This window comes from Halomonas sp. DP8Y7-3 (assembly GCF_019801675.1).
In the GTDB taxonomy this organism is placed as follows: Bacteria; Pseudomonadota; Gammaproteobacteria; order Pseudomonadales; family Halomonadaceae; genus Halomonas; species Halomonas litopenaei_A.
In genome coordinates this window covers 155,621-170,344 of record NZ_JAHVIO010000010.1, presented here as the reverse complement: position 1 = coordinate 170,344, position 14,724 = coordinate 155,621, and the positions used below count along the sequence as shown (strand labels likewise).

The window sequence follows — 14,724 nt, the reverse complement described above, 5'->3', positions numbered from 1 at the left end:
GAGGGCGGCCGCCCTACGGCTTGCCTGTCTCGACCCAACGATCAGCCTCGGCCTTCAACTCACGCACCTGGGCTTCCAGCAGCTGGCGACTGGCCTGCCCCGGAGGCACAGGCTCTCCGAAGTACAGCGCGACGCGGGCGCGGCAGCGCCTGGGCAGATGGGCCAGCGCCTTGCCGTGCCGATTGGAGGTCCATGACCCCCACAGGCCGGACAGGGCCGCCGGGATCACCGGCACCGGATCCTTGGCCAGAATGAGATCCAAACCTCGACGAAAGGTCCGAATCTCGCCGTCCGAGGTAAGCCGCCCCTCCGGAAACAGCATCACCACATCGCCATTGCGCAGCGCGCGACTGACTTCATCAAGCGCGCGCCGCACGTTGCCGGGGTCGCGACGATCCGACTCCACCGGAATGGCACCCACCATGCGGAACAGCCAGTTGAGCCAGATCGACTCGTAGATCGGCCGGTCCATCAAGAAGCGCAGGGGCCTAGGGCTCCCGCCTCCCATCACCAGGGCATCCATGAAACTGACGTGATTGCACACTACCAAGGCGGGTCCACGGGGAGGAACGAAGCGTCGCCCCTGGAAGCGAAGCCGATACAGCAGGTGGATGAGAGCAAAGACCAGGCGTCGGATGTAGACGGCGGGGGTCCGAGAGAAGCGCCAGACGGCGAGACAGGCAATAAGGCCAACCAGGCCCCAAAGGAAGATTTCGATCACGACACCCTGTTCGTCTGCGTAAGGCCCGCCAGGGTGGTGGATAGCAGCTGATCCAGCAGCTCCTCGACTTCAAAGGCGCCGCCCTGGGAATAGCCGAGTCGATCATTCAATCCCAGCTGAACCAAGCCATGCACGCTGCCCCACAGGGTACGGGCCAGGCGCTGGGCCTCGATGGTCTGAAGACCCGGCTGATACTCGGTCAAGGTGTCCTCGACCCGCGCAAAGAGCGCGCCGATCATGTCCGTCTGACGCTGATCCAGCTCACCTTCCTGGGCCAGGGGATAGTCGAACATCAGCTGCCAGCGATGCGCATCCTCCCGCGCGAAGGTCCAGTACCCCTGGGCGAGGGCGCGCAGGCGCGCCTCTGGCTCGGTGGTATCGACCAGCAGCGGCTCCATCACCGTGCGCAGTCGAGCAAGACTCTCGACATTGACGTGTTGCAACAGGTTGTTGAAGCTGCCGTAAAGCTTGAGCAAGGTGCTGGGGGCACAGCCTACCTCGCGTGCCAGCGAGCGCAGCGACAGCGCATGCACGGGCTGATCTGCCAGCCAGGCATCACAGGCGGCCATCACCTGGGCATGGAGCTCCTCGGGGGCGTGCTGTCTGGGACGAGCCATTGCTCTTCCTCGCTGTATCACTCGCGCCGAGCATCGGCGACCTTGGGTAAGCGGCGTTTTCCTGAGCATACATTAATCGAACACTGTTTTCGACAGAACGTTGAGGTATGCACGGCTCACCACAGTCAACGAGACTTTCGCGGCGTCTAGCTCTTGGGTAGGCTGACCGTCCAGATCGCAGGAGTCCTCATGACCGGCCGCCTCTATATCCCCGCTCGCGCCATCGAACATGCGCTCGATGACCTCGATGCACCGGTGCAGGCCATCAGCGGCGTCAACATGGCACCAAGGCGCCCCTTGTCGATCATCCGCCTGGAGGCAGGGCGCTTTACCTTGGGCACCGGCTTCTGGGGCCTGACACCGCCATGGCTCAAGGTCCTCGACCACGCGCCGCACTGCGCCCGCGCCGAAAGCCTCGAGTCCCGGCCGATGTTTCGCGACGCCTTCCGGGCACGGCGCTGTCTGGTGCCCGCGTCCGGCGCCTATGCCTGGCAACCCCGCCCCCACTACAAGCAGCCTTTTCTGATCACCCGGGCGGACCGGGGACCACTGCTGTTGGCGGGGCTTTGGTGTAGGTTTCACACTACCTTGACCGACTATACAGATTCGTTCGCCTTGATCACCGTTCCCAGCCCCGAGCTGTTGACTCCGCTGACCGACCGCGTGCCGGCCATCATCGAACGGCACCAGGCGCGGGCCTGGCTCGACCCGGCCAGCGACAGCGAGCCGCTGGAACAGATGCTGCGCACGCCTCCCGGGGAACTGTTGGGCGCTTTTCCGGTATCAAGACGAGTGAACAATCCATTGGAACAGGATCCGTCCTGCGCCCACCCCATCGGGCAGATGTGGCGACAGACACTTTAGGAGACGTGATGGCTTCGATCCGTATCAGGCGAGGCGCCCCCTGCCTCGCCACCGCCCTGGCGTGCATTTGGCTACCCATGGCACAGGCTGCTCCGGGGGATCAGGCTCCCCCGTCCAGCAGCGCCGAGACAGCTACCGCCACCACGTCCATTGCGGCGGCCACCTCGCCCATCGTCAGCCCTCACGATGACCGGGACTATCGCGTCCTGACCCTCGACAACGGACTCGAAGTGCTGCTGGTCAGTGACCCGGAGGCCGACAAGGCCGCCGCGTCGCTGAACGTCTCCGTCGGCAGTGCCCAGGATCCAAACGACCTGCAGGGACTGGCTCACCTGCTGGAGCACATGCTGTTTCTCGGCACCGAGGCCTATCCTGAAGCAGACGCCTACCAGGGCTACATCAGTCGCCACGGTGGCCGTCATAACGCCTTCACTGCGTCGCTCAACACCAACTACTTCTTTGATGTGGAAGCGGACGCCTTTGAGGGCGCCCTGGACCGCTTCAGCCGATTCTTCGTCGACCCGCTGTTCAATGCAGACCAGCTAGGCAGTGAGCGCAATGTCGTCCACTCCGAGTACCAGGCACGGCTGCGCGACGATGCCCGTCGTGAGAACGAGGTACTCGACGGCTTGCTTAACCCGGCAAACCCGACCGTTGGCTTCTCTGTCGGCAGCAAGGACACCTTGGCAGAGCGCCCCGAGGGCGAGCCAAGCCTGCGAGAGCGGGTCATGAGCTTCTACCAGAACCACTACGGCGCCAACGTCATGCATTTGGCGGTGGTCGCGCCGATGCCCCTCGATCAATTGCAGGGGATGGTGGCAGAGCGCTTCGCTGAGGTGCCAAATCGCGGCCTGACGGCGCCCGAGATCACCACACCGCTGGTGGATACGGCCAAACTGCCGCTGGCGGCGGAGGCCCACTCGTTGCGTGACGCCCGTCGCGTCAGCTTCTTGTTTCCGGTACCCGACCCGGTCCTCAGCTATCAGCGCAAGCCCGCCAGCTATATTGCCAACCTGATCGGCCACGAGGGGCCCGGCAGCCTGCTGAGTCGACTGCGTGATGCTGGCTGGGCCGATGGCCTGTCAGCGGGAGTGACCCGCGGTGATGGCCAGCATGCATTGCTGGCGGTGGATATCAGCCTGACACCGGAAGGCCGCCAGCAGCTCGAGCGCATTCAGGCCAGCCTGTTTGCCGCCATCGAGCGCATTCGCGAAGAGGGCGTCAGCGATGATCGCTATGACGAACAGGCCAGTCTTTCGGAACAAGCGTTCCAGTTCCAGCAGCACGGCGATGCGCTGGATGAGGCCATGCGCCTGTCCATCAGCTTGACGCACTACCCGCTGGAAGACGTCAATCGCGCCGGCTACCGCATGGATGGGCTGGACGTCGAAGAGGTTCGACAATGGCTTGGCGCGCTGCGTCCTGACAACATGATTCGGCTGTACAGCGGCCCAGAGGTGGAGGGCGAGCAACGCACCACCTACTACAACACCCGCTGGCAGCAGGTAGCGCTGCCGACGTCGACGGCGGAGCCGCTCGACGGCCTGGCGCTGCCCGCTCCTAACCCGTTCATCGCCGAAGATCTTGCCCTGTTGGAAGATCACGCCGAACGACCCACTCTCATCACCGACACCGATCAGGCGGATGCGTGGTACAAGGCGGACGCCGAGTTCGACACGCCAAAGGCGTCCTGGCGCTTTAGCCTTCAGCATCCAGGCGCCAGCCAGACGCCACGCCAGGCGGTGCTGACGCAACTGCTGGCGGGCTGGCTGAATGACAGCCTCAATGAACGCCTCTACGCGGCGCGGCTGGCCGGGCAGAAGTATGAAGCCTACGCCCACTCTCGCGGCATGACCCTGTCCTTTACCGGCTGGCGCGACCGGCAGGATCGCGTCATGGCCGAGGTCATCGACCAGCTCAAGCAAGGCAGCATCGAAGATGACAGCGTCGCGCGGGTCCGCTTCGGGCTGGAGCGTGAATGGCGTAACGCCCCTCGCGATCCCCTCTACCACCAGGGACAACGCACCCTGTCCGAGGCGCTGATCCGCCCGCAGTGGTCGCCCCAGGTATTGCTCGAGTCGCTGGCCGAGGTCACACCGCAGGACCTGCGCGACTATCGCGATCTCTTCTTGAGCGAGCTCCACCTGCAGCTTCTCGCTGTCGGCAACCTCTCTCGCAGCCTCGCAGAAGAAGAAGCCTCACTCGCCATCGAAGCCCTCGAACCCAGCCTTGGTGCTGACGCCATCGCCGATCTAGAAGTGCTCAAGGCCACCGACCTGCCTAGCCTGACGCCCGACTCGGAGCGCGAAGAGTCGTTACTGCTGCGCTACCTGCAAGGACCCGATCAAAGCCTGCCTACCCAGGCTCGCATTGCGGTGCTCGGCAAGCTCTTGGAAACCCCGTTCTACCAGCGACTGCGCACCGAGCAGCAGCTCGGCTATATCGTCAATGCGGGCTATTCCCCGCTTCTGCATGCACCCGGCATCAGCTTGCTGGTGCAGTCCCCCTCGACCCCCAGCGAGGAGCTGAAAACCCACGTCGATGACTTTCTTGACCAGGTCCCCGCCCAGCTTGAGGGACTCGACGAAGCGACCCTGGCCACCTACCGTCAAGCGGTCCATGACGAAATTACCCAGCGCGATGCCGGGCTGGAAGAGCGCACCAATCGGCTGTGGCGTGCACTATCCTTCGGCGATACCCACTTCGACCGCCGTGAGCGCCTGGCAGCAGCGGTGCTGGACGTGACGCTTGCCGACCTGCTGCCTAGCTGGCAGGCACTGCGCGACAACGCGGTGGTGGACGTCGCCTTCGATCCGGGCGCCACTCCCAGCGATATCATGGCGCTCAAGGGCGAGCTGGAAGTGCTGCCGGGGAACGAAGAGGCACCGCTATCGCCGCGCGGCGAAGAGGAGTCCGCCCAGGCGGTCAAGGTCGACACCCCCTGACCTGACAGGCCGCTGACATGGCGGTGGCGCGCCCAGCGTCACCGTCAGACACGACAACGCCCGGCTCGGACGATGACGTCCAGGCCGGGCGTTTTGATGGCACAGATAGCTCCACCGGTCGCGTGATGTCGCCGGTTGCGACGTCGCCGTTATCCGAACGCCTGTGCCGGCATAATGGACTCCACAAACATCACCATTTCCTCCAGGACCTGACGCTCACGATCACTCAGCGAGGTCTGATTGAGACGCTCGATCTCCCGCGCAAAGTCCTTCAGAGTCAGGCTCGACAGCGCGGCATCGTTCATGCGTTCCCAGCGGAAACTCTCCCAGCGCGCCTGCTCCTCCCCCGTCAGGGTGTCGGGGTAGCTGCGCGCACGGTAGCGAAACAGCATTTCCTCCAGACGTGGATCCTGGAAGGCAAAATGGGCATCGACCAGATCCCAAGGATTAGCTGCCCTCACCCGCTCCATCTGCTGTCGATCTGCCGGTGAGAAAAACCCACCGGAATACAACATTAGATCAGGATCGCGCGGCGGCTCCGGCGGCCCTTCGGCAAACACCTCCTGGACCTTGGCGGCGATATCCGGATCGCGGGAAAGACGTTGATAGTGACCACGACAGGCCTCCATGTCCAAGCCCATACGTGCCACGATATCGCCGTACTCTCCCTGCTGAGGACCCGACACGTCCTTGAGCGCGCTGGGAGGGAAGATCACCGGACACTTGTTGATGTGCACCACCTTCAGTGGGATACGGCTTTCTCCTTCCGCCAGGTCGTCGTTGCTGACAAACACTCTGGCACGAATCTCCTGGGGTGATAGCCGCAGCAGATCCTCTGGATCCAACGACAGATCGTAGACAATGATCCCGTTGGGGTTAGTGGGATGTTCAGCCAGAGGCAGCACCAGAGCCCCGCAGGCGCGGCTGGCCGGGTAGCGACGTGAAATGTGCACGATCGGCTTGCGCTGGGTCGCATCCAGGCGCTTGCGCACTTCGCGCTTGGCCCGCAATGACAGCAGGTAGTCGAACAGGTTGGCATTGGCGTTGCGCAGCAGTCTCGCCAGGGCAATGGTGGCGCGCACATCGGCCAGAGCATCATGGGCGCCTACATGCTCGATACCATTGGCGGCGGTCAGGTCCTCGAGGCGAAAGCTGGGACTGCCATCTTCCCGGGTCGGCCATTCGATACCTTCAGGTCTCAACGCGTGAAACGCCCTTACGACATCGATCAGATCCCAGCGTGAGTTACCGTTCTGCCACTCTCGGGCATAGGGGTCCAGCAGGTTGCGATAGAACAGATGCCGACTGACTTCATCATCGAAGCGCAGGCTGTTGTAACCCACCGCGCAGGTGCCAGCCACGCTCATCTCATCTTGAATGGCACCCGCGAACTCGGCCTCCGGCAGGCCCTGGCGCCGGGCCTGCTGAGGCGTGATTCCGGTAATCAGGCACGCCATCGGATGGGGAAGAGCGTCATCGGCAGGCTTGCAGAACAGCTCCACCGGTTCACCTATTTCATTGAACTCGGCATCGGTACGGATAGCAGCGAACTGCGAGGGGCGATCACGCCGAGGATCGGCACCAAAGGTCTCGTAGTCGTGCCACAGAAAAGTGAGCGGAGCGGCTTTCGGCTGCGCCATGGCGATAGTGTCTCCACGCGGGCTGCTTGAGCCCGCCAGCCTAGCACAGGCAGGCGCCTGACTCAGCCAGATAACCACCCATCACCACGCGTCGCCACAGAGTCGCCCAAGCTCGGGGCAGTTGTCGGCGCCATCAAACGCAAACGGCGAGCCGCTCGCCAGAGCGACTCGCCGCAACCGCTTGCCCGCCGATGGCGGGCTCCGCAGGCTCAGCTGCGGGGCAGCGTCACGTTAAGCTCAAGCACAGAGCAGTTGTCTTCGCTGTCCAGCGACATATTGATCGCATCGTCATCCACTTCAACGTAGCGCCGGATGACTTCCAGCAGCTCTTTTTCCAGCATCGGCAGGAAATCGGGCTGGCCCCGTTGGCTACGCTGGTGGGCGACGATGATTTGCAGCCGCTCCTTGGCGACAGACGCGGACTTCTTGCGTTCTCGCTTCAGGAAATCGAGTAGTTTCACCGGCGACCTCCCCCTCCGAACATACGGCTCAGCAGCCCCTTCTTCTGGTATTCGTGGAAGCGCAGCGGCACGTCTTCGCCAATCAAGCGGCTGACCGTGTCCATGTAGGCCTGGCCAGCATCGCTGCTATCGTCATGGGTCACAGGAACGCCCTGGTTAGACGCCCGCAGCACGGCCTCGGACTCGGGAATCAGCCCGACCAGATCGATGGCAAGGATCTCGCGAATATCATCAAGATTGAGCATGTCCCCCTGATCGACACGACCCGGGTTGTAGCGGGTGATCAGCAGGTGTTCCTTGATCGGGTCCTTGCCCTGCTCCGCGCGCCGCGTCTTCGACGACAGCAGGCCGAGAATACGATCGGAGTCCCGTACCGACGAGACTTCCGGGTTGGTGACCACGATCGCCTCATCGGCGAAGTACATGGCCAGCTGAGCACCGCGCTCGATCCCGGCAGGCGAATCGCACAGGATGTAATCGAAATCCTTGGTCAGGGTCTCGAGCACCTTCTCGACCCCTTCCTGGGTCAGAGCGTCCTTGTCCCGGGTCTGTGAGGCCGGCAGGATATGCAGGTTGTCGACCCGCTTGTCGCGGATCAGCGCCTGATTGAGACCTGCCTCGCCCTGAATGACGTTGACCAGGTCATAGACCACACGGCGCTCGCAGCCCATGATAAGGTCCAGATTTCGGAGACCGACATCGAAGTCGATCACCACGGTCTTGTTGCCTCGCAGCGCCAAGCCAGTCGCTATGGCTGCCGCACTGGTTGTCTTGCCGACCCCACCTTTTCCGGAGGTCACAACGATGATCTTGGCCAAGTGTCGCATCCTGTCGTCGTAATGTTGTTGGTCCTGTGTGGCCACTCGGGTGGCCAGGCCATTAACGGTTCATGCCATCGTGGGCCTACTTGAGCGCGGTAATCCCTAGCTGGTCGTCACTCAGCACTACCTGCACCGATGACCCCAGCAGCTGAGGATCAATGTCCTCAAGACGCTTGTAGTTGCCCGCGACGGACAATAATTCAGCGTGCAGTTCACGGCAGAAGATGCCTGCCTGATGATCCCCATGGATGCCCGCCAGCGCCCGTCCTCGCAGCGCGCCATAGACGTGAACATTGCCCGCCGCCAGTACTTCGGCACCGGCGTTGACGGCGCCAATCACGGTCAGGTCGCCATCGGGAGCAGTGATCTGCTGGCCGGAACGCACGGTGCCACGAAACACGCGTCCGCCACGGGGCAACGCCGTCGTGACGTCCTCGGCCCCGATGTCAGCGACCTCGCTATCCGCCACCTCGGGCTCGTCATCCTGGGTGGGCACGCTTTCCAGCGTGCGTGCCCGCGCCGCATCCTGGGGAGGAAACCAGCCAAGGCCTAGTGCCCATGCCGACTGCTTGACCGGGTCAGTGCCCCCACGTACCGCCACTGGCAGCAGCTTGTGCGCGCGACACACGGCGCAGATGCGCTCCAGTGCCAGGTGCGGCTCGTCGAGCTTCTCGACACTGAGCACTACCGGCGTATGCTGAAAGAAAGCAGGCGACTGCGATAACTTGCCCGCCAGCTGATCACGAATTTCCTCGGGATCGGCGCTGGAAAGCTCCATCACCGTCATGGGCAGCATCCCGCCCTTGAACGTAAACGCCATGCTGTCCCTGTCCACTTTGAGGCTCATTGCCGAACTCCACGTCGGGTGTTGGTCGGGGATTGCTCTCAAGCTATGCCAGAGCACCCGGTCCTGCAACCGATCATAAGCCTCTAACGGGTCCTTGTCAGTGTCTCCAATCAGCCACACGCCTCGGCAGAGACCTTTTCTGATGCTGGCGCGCATGCTTAGATTGATCTCTACCGTCTTCCACGCCTGGCACCCAGGGCTGCCATGACAAGCCGGTCGCTACAACAAGATGATGAGGCAGTCTCGTCACCGTCTATTTTTCTTCAGGAAGCCCCATGTCTGGACTCCTCCGCCGACTCTTTTCGCCTCGCTGGCGACACCCCGATCCCAAGGTAAGACGCGATGCTGCCGAGCGGCTCGACCCCCATGGCCAGCGCGATGCGCTCGAAACCCTTGTGCAGGACCCGGAGCCCGAGGTTCGGCAGGCAGCCGTGGCACGCCTGGAAGACCCGCAGCAGTTGCTGGCGCTGAGAGCGCGTCATGGCTCCCGCGAACTCGACCGCCAGCTGATCAGCCTGCTGATCGGCCGCCAGGGCGGTATCGAGCTCAGCCAGCGCCAGCGCGTGGTAGACGGCCTGGACGATCCCCAGCTGCTTGAGCAAATTGCCCTCCAGGGTGATAACCAGCAGCTTCGGCTCAGTGCCCTGGCTCGACTCGATGACGAACAGGCCTTGATCCGCCAGGCCTGCGACAACGGCATCGCCGCTGTGCGCCACGCTGCCGCCGAGCGAGTGACGTCCGAAGAGGGGCTCAAGCAGCTGGTGCAGGCAGCTCGCCGTGATCGCCATGTCGCCCGCAATGCCAAGGAACGGCTAGGACGCCTGCGCGCCGACGCTGACGCCGTGGCCGAGGCGAAGGAGCGACGCGAGCAGCTATTGCAGAGTCTGGAGCAGCATGCTCGGGCCGCCTGGGAGCCGCTATATGCCGGTCGCTTCCGCCATCTGGAGCGCGAGTGGCTCAAATTGCCCGATCTGCCCGAGGACCAGCAGGAAAGGCGCTATCAGGAAGCCTGTCTACGCTGTCGCAAGGTCATCCACGATCACGAAGCCCAGGAGCATGCGCTGCGTGCCGATCGACAGCGCCGCGAGCAGGCCGACCACGATCGCGAAGCGCTGGTCATGGCGCTGGAAGAGAGTTTGTCCGCGCTGTATCAGGGCGACCATGTGGGCGAGCAGGATCTGGCCAGCCTGCGAGCACAGAAGCAGCTGCTGGCCAGCCGCTGGCAGGCGCTATCGGAGATTCACCTGGCCGACGACGCGCTGCGCCAGCGCTACGACGCCGCCCTGAAGACCTTTGACAACATCAACCAGGCGTATCAGCGCCTGGTGGAGCGCTCTCCGGCAATGGAAGAGGCCATCAAGAGCGGCGACGAAGCCACCCTCAGACAGCTCGTGGAGGCCTGCCGCTGGCCTGATAACCTGCCGCCAGAGCCGCGGCTCGCACGGGCTCGTCACTACCTGCGGCTGGAACGCGACCTGGCCGCCCCGGCGCCGTCGGCAGAGCAGCTGGGACGTTTCGCTGAAGAACTCGACCGCCTTGACGCGCTGCTGGATGAGGGCTCCTTCAAGGGGGCCAGCCGACTGCATCAACGCCTGCGTCACCTGGCCGAGGCCCTGCCCGCCTCAGCCGAGTCGGAACGAAGCCGGCTCAAGCGCCTGGGTGCCAGGCTGGCAGAACTACGCGACTGGCGCGGTTTCGTCGCAGGCCCCAAACGTGAGCAACTGTGCCAGGCCATCGAGGCTCTGGAGCAGGACAGCACCCTGAGCGATCGGGATCGGGACCGCCGACACCGCCAGCTGGTCAAGGAATGGAAAGCCCTGGCCGATGCCGCAGCCAACAAGGAGCAGTCAGAGCGCTTTCGTGCCGCCTCTGACCGCATTCGCGAGTCCCTGGCTGGCTGGCGCCAACAGCAGCAGCAGTTGAGGGAGGCCAACCTGGCTGAGCGCGTCGCCCTGTGCGAACAGCTCGAAGCATTGCTGGCGCAGCCCTCTCACCACGCCGACCCAGATGCCCTGCGGGACATTCGCGAACACGCCCGCGATCAATGGCGACGCACTGCCCCGGTGCCCCGGGATCAAGCCGAGGCTATCGGCCGGCGGTTTGGCCGCATCCGTCATCAGCTGCAGGCGCTGATCGATCGTCGTGCCAACGAGATTGCCGAATCTAAGCGCGCGCTTATCGACCAGGCCAGGTCGCTGCTGGAGACGTCACTGGCCGCCCGCCAACGGGGCGAACAGGCCAAGGCATTGCAACAGCGCTGGCGCGAACTCGGGCGCGCACCCAAGGGTGAAGAGCAGACCCTGTGGCGCGAATTCCGCCAGCTATGTGATCAGATCTTTGCCCAGCGCGATGCGGAACGAGACGACCGGGCTCAGCGAGCAAAGGATCGACTGGATCGCATGCAGGCGCTGATCGATCGCATCGACGCCTGGCAACCGACCAGCAGTGAGGAGGAGGACTGGCTCGACAAGGCCGTCGACGAAGCCAACGCTCTGGAACCGCTGCCCTCGGGACGACGCAGCGAGGGAATGCGTAAACGTTGGACGGGCATCGTCCGCGCTCGCCGCGAGCGGCTTGAACGCATCGCAGTAGCAGAAACGGTCAGCCGCTGGCACCAGCTCAAGCCGCTTATCCTGGAGCACCTGAAAGCCGACGATGCCTGTCTCGCCGGACAGCAGTGCGGGGATGTGTTGATTCCCGACACGCTGACGCTCCCCAATGAACTGGCCACCGCACACGCCGAACGCAATGCCGCACGCCGCTCCCCGGACTCTCTGGATAGCGTCGCCGAGCGGCTGGCGCGGTTGCGCGTGCACCTGGCGCTGTTGGCGGGCCAACCTATCGGCCAGCATGACGAACCCCTGCGCCTGGCCATCCAGGTAGACCGTCTCAACGACAGTCTTGGCCAGATGCCCGCACGGGAGGAAGAACTGTTGTCGGTACTGTGTGGGTTGCTGGCCACCGGGCCGGTATCCCGCCAGCTGTGGGACAAGGAGGTTCAGGAGTTGGACGCGCTGCTTGATGGGCTGCGCCAGCTGCCGCCGCCGTGATAGCGCTGCGGTAAGTTCGGGGAGACAAGGCGACGTCGCAGCCCCCCCTCCAGCGCCCAACAACAGGAAAGCGAGGCTTGCGCCTCGCTTTTCTCTTGTTGCCGCTCTGTCATTGGCGTTCGCGGGTTGTCGTCGACGACATGGCCGACCGCCCAAATGACGTCGGAGCCTGCCAGGCTCCGACACGAGAGGGTTCAGCCCATGAACTGGCCACCATTGATGTCGATGTTGGCACCCGTGATAAAGCCGTTGTCCTTGCTGGCGAGGAAGCTGACCAGGCGCCCGATCTCTTCCGGCGTGCCGTAGCGCTTCATCGGGATCGTCTCGCGAATCGCCTCACGCACCTTCTCCGGAATCTTCATGATCATGTCGGTGGCGATATAGCCAGGAGAGACGGTGTTGACGGTAATCCCCTTGGTGGCGGTTTCCTGGGCCAGCGCCATGGTCAGACCGTGCATACCCGCCTTGGCGGCGGAGTAGTTGACCTGTCCAAACTGCCCCTTGCGCCCATTGATGGACGAAATATTGATGATGCGGCCGTAATTCTGCTCGAGCATGCTCTCGATGACGCTACGGCAGGTGTTGAAGACGCTATTCAGATTGGTGTCGATGACCAGGTTCCACTGATCGGGCGACATCTTCTTCATGGTGCCGTCCTTGGTGATGCCAGCGCAGTTCACCAGCACCGCGATCGGACCATACTGCTCCTCGATCTTCTTTACACCGTTCTGGCACGCCTCGAAATCGGTCAGATCAATACCGGCAACGTCGATATTGTCGTAACCATCAGACTTCTGAGCCTCCAACCAGGACTTGGCCTTCTCGGGGTTGTTGTAACCGGCCAGCACCTGATAACCGGCATCCGCCAGTTCGCGACAGATGGCACTTCCAATACCACCTGTGCCACCGGTGACCCATGCGACGGGCTTTTGCTGAGTCATTGACGACCTCCCTGATTGTCTATGCTTCCGCCGTTTGCCGACGGACCTTGTTGTAACAAGCACGTTGTAGCAAGCACGTTGGGACGGATCGGCGGGAGACGATCCTCATCACAGTGTGTCGAGGCATCGCGCGTGGCCTCCTGCCACGTTGCGCCCACCTGCCACCAACCTGACACCTGACGACAGCCCTGTCACGGATGACGCGCAACACGTCGTGGACGTCACACGCCTCGGGGCAAGCCGACGGTCATCTTCAGGCTAGCGTCCGCCACTGACATTTCCATGACAGCCCCCCCAGTATGGACCACTGCGCTCAACCGGTACGAGCCATCTCACGCGAATTCGCACAGGGTTGACGTGGGCCAAAAAATCCGTATACTTCGTCCTCGTTGATGCGGGGTGGAGCAGTCTGGTAGCTCGTCGGGCTCATAACCCGAAGGTCATCGGTTCAAATCCGGTCCCCGCTACCAAACATCATGAAACGGGGCAATCTCTTGAGATTGCCCCGTTTTCTTGTGCGCCACTGCTATCTCGACGCCTTGCTGATCGGACACCGGGCCGGCGCAGCCCCATCCTTCGACACGCACGTTCACTCGGCTGCGAGTGTTATGCCGCCCCACGCGAAACATGGGTCTATTTAGCAGAAGACTAAGTCCCATTTGACCTCCATCTTTAGTCGCATAGCGCTCATCAACGGCCTTGCGACAGGCCTTGAAGTCGGCGACCAGCGACCGCATCTCTTAGCTCTATCCACTTATCAGACAAGGTTGCGTCCCCATGCCAATCGTCGACCCGCGCACCGGCGAGCCGTTGAGCACCGAACCCGCCCAGCAAAGCGCTGGCCAAGCAGAGGCCGCTACCCAGGGGCCGGCCGACAGCGATCTGATCTTCGACGTTGATCGCAGCAATATTCAGCAGGTGCTGGAACTGTCCATGCGCGTGCCGATCCTCCTCGACTGCTGGGCCCCCTGGTGCGAACCCTGCAAGAACCTGATGCCGGTGCTGGAAAAGCTGACGCGCGAGTACCGCGGCACCTTTCTGTTGGCCAAGCTCAACATCGACGACAACCAGGACATCGCAGGCCAGCTGGGCGTGCGCTCGGTGCCCGACGTCAAGTTGATCAGCCAGGGCGGCCTGGTCGACCACTTCCAGGGTGCGCTGCCTGAAAAGGACATCCGTGAGTGGCTCGCACGCTACTTTCCGGCTCCCGAAGATGCCCCCGCAAGTCCCGAGGAACAGGCAGAGCAGGCCCTGGCGTCCGGCGATACCGCGACGGCGCGCGGCATCTACCAGGAGCTGAGCGAGCAATATCCTGACCACGTGGCCTATCGTATCCAGCTGGCCAAGGTTCTGGTCGCAGAGGGCAGCAATGACGAGGCACGCCAGCTGCTCGACGCCCTAGCGCCAGAGGATCGCGACGGCCCCGAAGCCCGGGGCGTTCGTGCCAGCATCGAGTTCAGCGAGGAAGCCCCCGATGCGGCCACACTCGCGTCTCTGGAAGGGCGCGTTGACAGTGAAGCCCACTACCAGAGGGCCCTGCGCCAGGTCGCCGACGGTGACTATGAGAACGGCTTGGAAGGACTGCTCACGGTCATGAAGCGTGATCGTGGATACGGCGATGACCTGGCTCGCAAGACCCTGCTACGGGTGTTTGACGCCCTGGGGGCAGACCATCCGCTGACCGTCAGCTACCGGCGCAAGCTGTTCGCCCTGCTGTACTGAAGGCTGAATACCACCCCCCTCACCCGGCAGCGTCTGCCAGCAACCACCAGCAGGGCCCTTGATGGGCCCTGCTGGCATTTAGCGGGTGCACGGCT

General features: G+C 63.2%; 11 protein-coding genes and 1 tRNA gene. 5 read left to right on the top strand and 7 right to left on the bottom strand.

From position 1 onward, the window contains the following. Positions 1 to 13: 13 nt before the first annotated feature. Together KUV86_RS13455 and KUV86_RS13450 are read right to left on the bottom strand one after the other, a co-directional pair. Positions 14 to 721 (bottom strand): 1-acyl-sn-glycerol-3-phosphate acyltransferase, encoded by a 708-nt coding sequence (locus KUV86_RS13455; RefSeq protein WP_315857905.1) that lies wholly within the window; start codon positions 719 to 721, stop codon positions 14 to 16. Beyond that, the gene (locus KUV86_RS13450) at positions 718 to 1,338 is read right to left on the bottom strand and encodes a TetR/AcrR family transcriptional regulator (protein ID WP_206940455.1); all 621 of its coding nucleotides are present in this window, start codon (positions 1,336 to 1,338) and stop codon (positions 718 to 720) included. Before KUV86_RS13450 ends, KUV86_RS13455 begins: the two co-directional genes overlap by 4 nt. 189 nt (positions 1,339 to 1,527) lie before the next feature. Between KUV86_RS13450 and KUV86_RS13445 the strand changes: the two genes are divergently transcribed. Both KUV86_RS13445 and KUV86_RS13440 read left to right on the top strand, forming a co-directional pair. Then, the gene (locus tag KUV86_RS13445; RefSeq protein WP_206940457.1) at positions 1,528 to 2,202 is read left to right on the top strand and encodes an SOS response-associated peptidase; all 675 of its coding nucleotides are present in this window, start codon (positions 1,528 to 1,530) and stop codon (positions 2,200 to 2,202) included. An 8-nt stretch (positions 2,203 to 2,210) separates the two neighbouring features. Continuing rightward, entirely contained in the window at positions 2,211 to 5,147 is a 2,937-nt protein-coding gene (locus tag KUV86_RS13440) for an insulinase family protein (RefSeq protein ID WP_261397644.1), read from the top strand. A gap of 149 nt (positions 5,148 to 5,296) precedes the next feature. On the opposite strand, the gene sbcB is transcribed toward KUV86_RS13440, so the two are convergent. The 4 genes from sbcB to minC form a co-directional block, all read right to left on the bottom strand. Then, positions 5,297 to 6,787, bottom strand: a complete 1,491-nt coding sequence (gene sbcB, locus KUV86_RS13435; RefSeq protein ID WP_222164012.1) for an exodeoxyribonuclease I — start codon at positions 6,785 to 6,787, stop codon at positions 5,297 to 5,299. 209 nt (positions 6,788 to 6,996) lie between these two features. Beyond that, positions 6,997 to 7,248, bottom strand: coding sequence for a cell division topological specificity factor MinE (gene minE, locus KUV86_RS13430; RefSeq protein WP_206940461.1), 252 nt, complete (start codon positions 7,246 to 7,248; stop codon positions 6,997 to 6,999). Continuing rightward, the gene (minD, locus tag KUV86_RS13425) at positions 7,245 to 8,066 is read right to left on the bottom strand and encodes a septum site-determining protein MinD (RefSeq protein WP_206940463.1); all 822 of its coding nucleotides are present in this window, start codon (positions 8,064 to 8,066) and stop codon (positions 7,245 to 7,247) included. Before minD ends, minE begins: the two co-directional genes overlap by 4 nt. An 85-nt stretch (positions 8,067 to 8,151) precedes the next feature. Further along, entirely contained in the window at positions 8,152 to 8,916 is a 765-nt protein-coding gene (gene minC, locus KUV86_RS13420; RefSeq protein WP_222238887.1) for a septum site-determining protein MinC, read from the bottom strand. A 275-nt stretch (positions 8,917 to 9,191) separates the two neighbouring features. Here minC and KUV86_RS13415 point away from each other — a divergent pair, with 275 nt between their 5' ends. Continuing rightward, positions 9,192 to 11,966 carry a DUF349 domain-containing protein gene (locus KUV86_RS13415; protein WP_222485152.1) on the top strand — a complete coding sequence of 925 codons (2,775 nt, stop codon included), beginning with the start codon at positions 9,192 to 9,194 and terminating at the stop codon, positions 11,964 to 11,966. Between the two features lie 194 nt (positions 11,967 to 12,160). Here the strand turns inward: KUV86_RS13415 and phbB are convergent, their stop codons facing one another. Beyond that, positions 12,161 to 12,907 carry an acetoacetyl-CoA reductase gene (gene phbB, locus KUV86_RS13410; protein ID WP_206940469.1) on the bottom strand — a complete coding sequence of 249 codons (747 nt, stop codon included), beginning with the start codon at positions 12,905 to 12,907 and terminating at the stop codon, positions 12,161 to 12,163. Positions 12,908 to 13,300: 393 nt separating this feature from the next. Here phbB and KUV86_RS13405 point away from each other — a divergent pair. Further along, a tRNA-Met gene (locus KUV86_RS13405) sits at positions 13,301 to 13,377 on the top strand. Positions 13,378 to 13,684: 307 nt separating this feature from the next. Further along, on the top strand, positions 13,685 to 14,629 hold the full coding sequence (locus KUV86_RS13400; RefSeq protein WP_222485151.1) for a thioredoxin family protein: 945 nt from the start codon (positions 13,685 to 13,687) through the stop codon (positions 14,627 to 14,629). Positions 14,630 to 14,724 lie beyond the last annotated feature (95 nt).

Bases quoted from the DNA above. Each gene is read 5' to 3' on its own strand.
- KUV86_RS13450 (WP_206940455.1), bottom strand. From the start codon at position 1,338: ATGGCTCGTCCCAGACAGCACGCCCCCGAGGAGCTCCATGCCCAGGTG.
- KUV86_RS13445 (WP_206940457.1), top strand. From the start codon at position 1,528: ATGACCGGCCGCCTCTATATCCCCGCTCGCGCCATCGAACATGCGCTC.
- KUV86_RS13440 (WP_261397644.1), top strand. From the start codon at position 2,211: ATGGCTTCGATCCGTATCAGGCGAGGCGCCCCCTGCCTCGCCACCGCC.
- sbcB (WP_222164012.1), bottom strand. From the start codon at position 6,787: ATGGCGCAGCCGAAAGCCGCTCCGCTCACTTTTCTGTGGCACGACTAC.
- minC (WP_222238887.1), bottom strand. From the start codon at position 8,916: ATGAGCCTCAAAGTGGACAGGGACAGCATGGCGTTTACGTTCAAGGGC.
- KUV86_RS13415 (WP_222485152.1), top strand. From the start codon at position 9,192: ATGTCTGGACTCCTCCGCCGACTCTTTTCGCCTCGCTGGCGACACCCC.
- phbB (WP_206940469.1), bottom strand. From the start codon at position 12,907: ATGACTCAGCAAAAGCCCGTCGCATGGGTCACCGGTGGCACAGGTGGT.
- KUV86_RS13400 (WP_222485151.1), top strand. From the start codon at position 13,685: ATGCCAATCGTCGACCCGCGCACCGGCGAGCCGTTGAGCACCGAACCC.